Source organism: Dokdonella sp. (assembly GCF_051958935.1).
Classification (GTDB): domain Bacteria; phylum Pseudomonadota; class Gammaproteobacteria; order Xanthomonadales; family Rhodanobacteraceae; genus Dokdonella_A.
This window is the reverse complement of record NZ_JBQCFP010000187.1, coordinates 1-6,940: the sequence shown is the minus strand read 5'-3', so window position 1 is coordinate 6,940 and position 6,940 is coordinate 1. Positions and strand designations below refer to the sequence as shown.

7 protein-coding genes, 1 tRNA gene and 1 pseudogene are annotated in these 6,940 nt (G+C 69.4%); 5 read left to right on the top strand and 4 right to left on the bottom strand.

Going from position 1 to position 6,940, the window contains the following annotated elements:
- Positions 1 to 10: 10 nt before the first annotated feature.
- A complete protein-coding gene (locus tag ACTHK2_RS17280; protein WP_440246980.1) occupies positions 11 to 715 on the bottom strand; it encodes a PP2C family protein-serine/threonine phosphatase in 705 nt (234 codons plus the stop codon).
- A 182-nt stretch (positions 716 to 897) separates the two neighbouring features.
- Here ACTHK2_RS17280 and ACTHK2_RS17275 point away from each other — a divergent pair.
- Positions 898 to 2,621 (top strand): annotated as a pseudogene (locus ACTHK2_RS17275) (amidohydrolase).
- A gap of 140 nt (positions 2,622 to 2,761) precedes the next feature.
- On the opposite strand, the gene ACTHK2_RS17270 reads toward ACTHK2_RS17275, so the two are convergent.
- Positions 2,762 to 3,070 carry a PGPGW domain-containing protein gene (locus ACTHK2_RS17270; RefSeq protein WP_440246979.1) on the bottom strand — a complete coding sequence of 103 codons (309 nt, stop codon included), beginning with the start codon at positions 3,068 to 3,070 and terminating at the stop codon, positions 2,762 to 2,764.
- Positions 3,071 to 3,226: 156 nt separating this feature from the next.
- Between ACTHK2_RS17270 and ACTHK2_RS17265 the strand changes: the two genes are divergently transcribed.
- The 4 genes from ACTHK2_RS17265 (at position 3,227) to ACTHK2_RS17250 (ending at position 6,066) form a co-directional block, all read left to right on the top strand.
- Positions 3,227 to 4,420: a diguanylate cyclase gene (locus tag ACTHK2_RS17265; protein ID WP_440246978.1), complete on the top strand. Its 1,194-nt coding sequence runs from the start codon at positions 3,227 to 3,229 to the stop codon at positions 4,418 to 4,420.
- Between the two features lie 652 nt (positions 4,421 to 5,072).
- The gene (locus ACTHK2_RS17260; RefSeq protein ID WP_440246977.1) at positions 5,073 to 5,276 is read left to right on the top strand and encodes a hypothetical protein; all 204 of its coding nucleotides are present in this window, start codon (positions 5,073 to 5,075) and stop codon (positions 5,274 to 5,276) included.
- A gap of 55 nt (positions 5,277 to 5,331) precedes the next feature.
- Positions 5,332 to 5,820, top strand: a complete 489-nt coding sequence (locus ACTHK2_RS17255; RefSeq protein ID WP_440246976.1) for a hypothetical protein — start codon at positions 5,332 to 5,334, stop codon at positions 5,818 to 5,820.
- Between the two features lie 3 nt (positions 5,821 to 5,823).
- The gene (locus tag ACTHK2_RS17250; RefSeq protein WP_440246975.1) at positions 5,824 to 6,066 is read left to right on the top strand and encodes a hypothetical protein; all 243 of its coding nucleotides are present in this window, start codon (positions 5,824 to 5,826) and stop codon (positions 6,064 to 6,066) included.
- 111 nt (positions 6,067 to 6,177) lie between these two features.
- On the opposite strand, the gene ACTHK2_RS17245 is transcribed toward ACTHK2_RS17250, so the two are convergent.
- Positions 6,178 to 6,253 (bottom strand) — tRNA-Ala (locus ACTHK2_RS17245).
- 91 nt (positions 6,254 to 6,344) lie between these two features.
- Positions 6,345 to 6,940, bottom strand: a 596-nt coding sequence (locus ACTHK2_RS17240) for a pyridoxal-phosphate dependent enzyme (protein ID WP_440246974.1), incomplete at its 5' end; no start/stop codon positions are given.

Genomic DNA, 6,940 nt, shown 5'->3' with positions numbered 1-6,940 from the left:
CGCGCGGCGTTCAACGCGCGCGGACGAGGATCACCGTGACGTTGTCGGAGCCCCCGCCGTCGAGGGCGGCGAGCACGAGGTGGTCGACGCACTCCTGCGCCGACAGCTCCGTGCGGCCGACGATCGCGGCGATCGCGCTGTCCTTCACCTCTTCGGTGAGGCCGTCGCTGCAGATCAAGAGCTGCATGCCGGGCGTGAGTTCGCCGCGCATGCTCGCCACGCGAAGCGACTGCGGGTCGGTGACGCCGAGCGCCTGGGTGACGACGTTGCGGTGCGGGTGGCTGCGCGCCTGTTCGCTGGTGATGGCGCCCTGGTCGATCAGCTCCTGCACGTAGGAATGGTCCTGCGAGAGCTGCCGGAGGCCGTCGTTCCACACGTAGATGCGGCTGTCGCCGACCCAGGCGACCTCGAACGCGCCGTCCTTGGCGAGGCGCAACGCGGCGATCGTCGTACCCATCGGCAGCGCTTCGGAACGGCGCGTCGAGTGGCGGATGATCTCCTCGTCGGCGATCTGGATCGCCCGCACTAGTTCGGTGCCGCGGCTCACCTCGCGCACGAGCGTGTCACGCGCGAGCGCGCTCGCGACCTCGCCATGCTCGTGTCCGCCCATGCCGTCGGCGACGAGCCACAGACCTAGGTCGGCGTCGGCGTAGTAGGTGTCTTCGTTGTGCTCGCGGCGCAGGCCGACGTGGGTGCTGTGTCCGAATTCGATCATGCGCGGTGAAGTAACTCCTGTTGGACCCGCGCAGCGGGCGGCAGCGGCCCCTCCCGGCGCCTCCGGCCATAGGATGCCGCCGAGATCGCGCCGGGCGCAAGCAACACGCGCGCTGCGGTGCGATACCGCAGGCGGCGCCGGAACCGCTATCGTTGCCAATTCCAGCCGAAGCGGGGACTTCGATGCGCATTTTTCACCTGTTCCATTCGATCCCGCTCGCGCTCGCCACGGCGCTCGGCGCCGCGAGTGCGGTCGCGGGCGAGCTGCTGGTCGATCACGTCGACGGCTACACCCTCGACGGTGCCGGCAAGTTGCGGCGCTTCGAGGCGATGCTCGTCGCCGACGGCAAGGTCGTCGCAACCGGCTCCCGCGCCTACCTCGTCCGCAAGGCGGGGCAGGCCGAGGTCGTCGATGGCGGTGGCCGTGCGCTGCTGCCCGGCCTCATCGACGCGCACGGCCATGTGATGGGCCTGGGCGACATGAAGATCCATGCGGACCTCGCCGCGTCGACCTCGCTCGACGACGCGCTCGCGCGCGTGCGCACGTTCGCCGCCGGGCACCCCGACGACGCCTGGGTCATCGGTCGCGGCTGGAACCAGGTCGTGTGGAAGCTCGGCCGTTTCCCGACCGCGCAGGAACTCGATCGCGCCGTCGCCGACCGCCCGACTTGGATGCACCGCGTCGACGGCCACGCGGCGTGGGCGAACACCGCGGCGATGCGCGTCGCCGGCATCACCCGCGACACGCCCGATCCTGCCGGCGGGCGCATCGAGCGCGACGCGCAGGGCAACCCGAACGGTGTGTTCGTCGACGCGGCGATGGCGCTGGTCGAACGCCACGTGCCCGCGCCGACCGAAGCCGAGGCCGCACGCATGCTCGATGCCGCGCTCGCCGAGATGGCGAGCGTCGGCCTCACCGGCGTGCACGATCCGGGCATCGATGCGGGCACCTATGCGCTCTACCGGCGCTACGCGGACGAGCACAAGCTCACCACGCGCATCTACGCGATGATCGGTGGCGTCGGTGCCGACTTCGACGCCATCGCCAAGGACGGCCCGCTCACGGGCTACGGCGACGGCTTCCTCGACGTGCGCGCGGTCAAGCTCTACGCCGACGGTGCGCTCGGCAGCCGCGGCGCGGCGCTGCTCGCGCCGTACTCCGACGACCACGCGAACACGGGCCTCCTGTTCCACGCGCCCGCCGACATCACCGCGATGATCGACAAGGCGGTAGGCAAGGGCTACCAGGTCGGCGTGCATGCGATCGGTGATCGCGCCAACCGCGAAGTGCTCGACGCGTTCGCGAGCGTGTACGCGAAACGACCCGACGCGCGCGCCTTGCGCAACCGCATCGAGCACGCACAGGTCGTCGCGCCGGCGGACATCCCGCGCTTCAAGTCGCTCGGCCTCATCGCATCGATGCAGCCGACGCACGCGACTTCGGACATGACATGGCCGAGGACCGCGTCGGGCGCGAGCGCCTGCGCGGTGCGTACGCGTGGCGCACGTTCCTCGAACAAGGCACGCGCATCGCCGGCGGGTCGGACTTCCCGGTCGAATCGGCCAATCCGTTCTTCGGCCTCTTTTCGGCGATCACGCGCCAGGACCACGACGGCCATCCGCCACGCGGCTGGCATGCGGAGCAGGCGATGACGCGCGTCGAGGCGCTGCGCGCATTCACGCTCGACGCGGCCTGGGCCGGCCACGCGGAAGACGCCGTCGGCACGCTCGAGCCGGGCAAGCGCGCCGACTTCATCATCGTCGACCGCGACTACTTCAAGGTCGCGCCGTCGCAGATCTGGAAGACGCGGGTTCTGCAGACGTGGGTCGGTGGACGGCGCGTGTACGCCGCCGAGGCCTCCGCGGCGGTAGCACCGTCGACGCAGGGGTCAGCGGCCACGCAATGACCGAGGCGCTACGGCCGTCGCGCTCCGGTGGCAGGGCGTCGGCCGCGATGCCTTCATCTCGATGGTCGGCCGGCGCATTTCGACTCGCATCCGCATGCCGCCCGTGCTTCGCGCGTCCGGCTACGCTCGGCTTGCGACCCTCAAGCCGGCGCGCGAAGCCGCCGGCCAATGCGCATGACCGCCAGATCGATGCGATCCATCATGCGCGCGACGAACACGGATTCTTCGGCGAGCAGCACCGCGCCCGCGAGCATGACGATCAACCCGGGCCCGGGCAGCACGAGCATGACGATGCCGAGCACGATGAGCACCAGCGCCGCGGCGATCGCGACGATGCGCATCGTGCGCGACGTGCCCGCCTTGTGCGAGCGCCGATGGTGAGCCTGGAATCGTTCGCCGCGCGGCACCGCGACAAACGCGCGCCAGCGCGCCTTCAATGTACGGAACATGAGATCCAATCCCGGTCGTCCGGCGCATCATGAACGGCCCGTGCTGAACGGCCGTCGAGTGGGCTAGCGGCAGGGCGCTTTCGGCGCGCTGATCGAAGCTGGCATAGTGGCGACGAACGGAAGCTCCGGCTTCCGGTTGCCCGGTGCTCCGGCTGCATGCCCGATTCTTCTCTTTTCCCGCTCGACATCCCCACCCTCGCACTCAGCCGCGGCCTGATGCAGGTCATGCTCGCGGGCCTGCTCGTGTACGTCGGCGGCCGGCACGAACACGGCAACGGCGCACGCCTGTGGGCGGCGGGTTTCCTGCTCAACGGCGCGTCGCTGTTCCTGTTCTCGATCACGGCCAAAGGCATCTGGGATACGGTAAGCATCGTCGGCAACCATCTCGCGCTCGGTGCCGGCAGCGCCTGCCTCCTGCTCGGCTTCTGGGCGTTCGGTCGGCAACGCGCGCAGCCGTGGCTCGCGGCGGCGATGATCGCGATCCCGGCTGCCGCACTGCTCGCGTTCGAAATCGCGTGGCCGAACGCGCGCCTGCGCGTGCTGACCACCGCGTTCGGCCAGCTCGTGTTCCTGCTCGCACTGCAGGCGAGCCTGCGGCGGCCGCCGCGACACGAGATCGAACACATCTACCGCCGCCTGCGCGTGCTCACGCTCGTCTACGCGGCCGTGCTCGTCTGGTCGTACGCGGTCGTCGCGAACGTGCTGCCGACGTCGTCACGTCTGGACATCGGCTACCACCTCGCGATCTTCAGCGTGGCGTCGCTGTTGTTCATGCTCTCGCTTGCAGTCACCTGCCTCGCGCTGCAGTTCGCGCTGCTCGCTGCGCGCAACGAGGACCTCGCGATGGTCGACTGGCTCACCGGCCTGCTCAATCGCCGCGGTTTCTTCCGAGCGACCGCGCACACCGACACCGGCCGCGGCGACGCGGAGCGCATCGGCAGCGTCGTCGTGCTCGACATCGACCACTTCAAGCGCATCAACGACCAGCACGGCCATGCCGCGGGCGACCGCGTGCTGCAGGCCGTCGCCGACCGCTTGCGCGAGCTGGCCGCACCATCGGACCTCGTCGCGCGCATGGGCGGCGAGGAGTTCTGCATCGCGATGCCCGGCAGCCGCCGCGAACAGGCGCTCGCGCGCGCCGAAGCGATCCTCACCCATTGCCGCAACACGACCGTGCCCGCCGACGACGGCCGCGCGATCCGCTTCACGCTGAGCGCCGGCGTGTGCGAAGCCTCCCCTGCGCAATCGCTCGACGACGTGCTCGCGCGCGCGGACGCGGCGATGTATGCAGCCAAGCGCGAGGGGCGTGACCGTGCGATGACGTCGGGAGGAGAAGTGAAATGCGAATGACGACCAACCTGTCCGGTACGTCGATTCTGGCGGCACCGCCGCGCTGTCGCGTCCCGCCGTTGTGTTCGATCGTCGAGCCCTTCTGCTTCACCCCCGAATGCGCCGCACTCGCGCGCGAGCCGCGGCGACGGGCGTGCCAATGCGCCTGCATGCCGTGCCATTCGCGTTCGCTGGCGGGCGAATGGCCGCAACCGAGGTTCCAACCGCGCGCGCTGGACTGCGAGTGACTCCCGCTCGCACCCGATGCGCCCGGGCCCGCGCGCTACCCTCCGGCACGCGCGTGCGAACGGTGATTCGCGGGCGATGCCCGTTCGCTCACGCTTCATGCTGGACGAGTCGCGCGGCGCTCGACGGGTTGGAGTTCCTGCCGGGAAGATCCATGCGGGCGCGCTGGCGGTCCGGTCGAGCCAGGCGGGGATCGAATGCGGCGACGCCATGCGTCACCTTCGTCCTGGAATCCGGCAACAAAAAGGCCGCATCGCTGCGGCTTCGTCGTCCTCGCGAGAGGGAGAGCGGCTGGGCGGTCAGGCTGCCTTCGCCTCCGACGCCTTCGCACGGCTCGCGAACCGCGTCCCGAGCGTCTCGCGCAGGCCTCCAGGCCCTGGTTGCCCCGGTCACCTTGGGCAGCGCGTAGCCCTGCAGCGACGCCTGCATGATCGTCGAGCCGACCACGGTGTCCGTGTTTGGACAGGCGCTCGCCGAGGCGGATCAGCCGCTGCGGCTTGCCGGACGTCCGCAGCAGCCGAACCGCTTCGCGCTTGAACTCCGCGGTGAATCGCTGTCGCTTCTCCATCGAACACCTCCGTGCGAGGATTGTCCTCGCATTCTGGTGTCCGAGAAATCGGTGGTGGTTTAGAGTAGTTTCGGTTTGCGCTCGTTGCGGGAATCTGTCGCGCCAGTCCAGAGGGTAAATGAGCAAGCGATCCGTTCGATCCATTGCCGCCATCGTTAGCCTGCTCTTTGCAGCAAGCCAGGCATCAGCCGCGATTTGCGTGCCGTGTCCGGGGTGCTCGCCGGCACAGATGCTTCAAGCTGCCATCGACAAGAGGCAAGGCGTCCGTCTTGTCTGGAATCCGACCGACGGTAGCATCCGCGAGTATCGAGTGACGTGCGGCATCGAGCCGAACGAAGCGACGACGCGGTGTGCAGGCATCGAAGGCGAGGCGCCGCAGATGATGCACGACATCGCGGCGACGCTGCTGCGCCTCTCGAACGCGACCGGCGGAACGTACAAGGCCACCGCGGAGATCCGCGCGAACCGCTGGTCGATCCGCACGCAACCGAATCCTTCGGCGCGTGACTATGTCGCGGACGCCAACTATCGTGCGCAGCTGCTCGATCGCATCGAGCAGGACGGGCTTGCATCCGTCCCGGGAGTTGCCGGTGAGGTGATGCCGTAGCTGATGGAAAATGATGTAGTGACGCGTGCGTTCACCGATCAGGTCGAAGCGGTGGTCACGGTTGCTTTCGACGATGGATCGAAGATCGATGTGCGGCTCGCGGCGGGGAGGCGGCCCATGTACGCGAATGGGAGTGCCCGCGACGCGGCGGGCGGTCGGCTCGATGATGGCGTGCTGGCGAACGGAAGCCCGGGCGCGATGAGGGCGCGAGAAGATCAAAATGGATTCCCGCTTTCGCGGGAATGACGGCGGAGGGCACCGGCGCCGGTCGCTACCCCTGATTGCTTGGCCTAGCGAGCCCCGAAAACGAAAAACCCCCGAAGGATCGCCTTCGAGGGTTCGTCGACACTGGATAAGTGGTGGAGCGGAGGAGGATCGAACTCCCGACCTTCGCATTGCGAACGCGACGCTCTCCCAGCTGAGCTACCGCCCCACGTGAAATCCGCGGCTGGGGACCGCGAAAGGGCGCGCATGATAACCCGCGTTTCGCTGATCGCCAAGCCCCGCGCCCCAGCGACGGCGGATCACGCCGAACCGACGGCTTCGGGCCCCGCCAGGACCGCGCAGAGCTTGGCATAGGCGGCGCGGATCGGTTGCGCATGGGCCGGCCGCGCGAGCACCGCGGCGAGCGCGGGCGGGACATCGACCGGGTGTCCGAGCAGGGGTTCGACGATCGTGTCGAACTTGGCCGGGTGTGCGGTCGCGACGACGATCGCGTCGGCATGGTCGCCGGCGGCGCGGCGGCGGTCGAGCACGTGCAGCGCGGTCGCGGTGTGCGGGCAGACGACGAGGCCGCGCTCGGCGTAGGCGCGCAGGGTCGCGCGGATCGTCGCGTCATCGACGGCTTCGGCGGTGACCGCGCGGCGCAGGTCGGCGTCGTCCGGGTACAGCCAGCGCAGGCGTTCGAAGTTGCTAGGCGCGCCGACGTCCATCGCGTTGGCGAGCGTCGCGACGCTCGCGCGCGGCGTGTAGTCGGTGCCGGCGAAGAAGTCGGGCAGGGTGCGGTTCGCGTTGGTCGCGAGCAGGATATCGCCGATCGGCAGGCCGCACGCGCGCGCGAGGATCGCCGCGAACGCATTGCCGAGGTTGCCGGTGGGCACGATGAACGCGGGCCGCGCGC

Coding starts and splice junctions, on each gene's coding strand:
- ACTHK2_RS17280 (WP_440246980.1), bottom strand. CDS start 715: ATGATCGAATTCGGACACAGCACCCACGTCGGCCTGCGCCGCGAGCAC.
- ACTHK2_RS17270 (WP_440246979.1), bottom strand. CDS start 3,070: ATGTTCCGTACATTGAAGGCGCGCTGGCGCGCGTTTGTCGCGGTGCCG.
- ACTHK2_RS17265 (WP_440246978.1), top strand. CDS start 3,227: ATGCCCGATTCTTCTCTTTTCCCGCTCGACATCCCCACCCTCGCACTC.
- ACTHK2_RS17260 (WP_440246977.1), top strand. CDS start 5,073: ATGATCGTCGAGCCGACCACGGTGTCCGTGTTTGGACAGGCGCTCGCC.
- ACTHK2_RS17255 (WP_440246976.1), top strand. CDS start 5,332: ATGAGCAAGCGATCCGTTCGATCCATTGCCGCCATCGTTAGCCTGCTC.
- ACTHK2_RS17250 (WP_440246975.1), top strand. CDS start 5,824: ATGGAAAATGATGTAGTGACGCGTGCGTTCACCGATCAGGTCGAAGCG.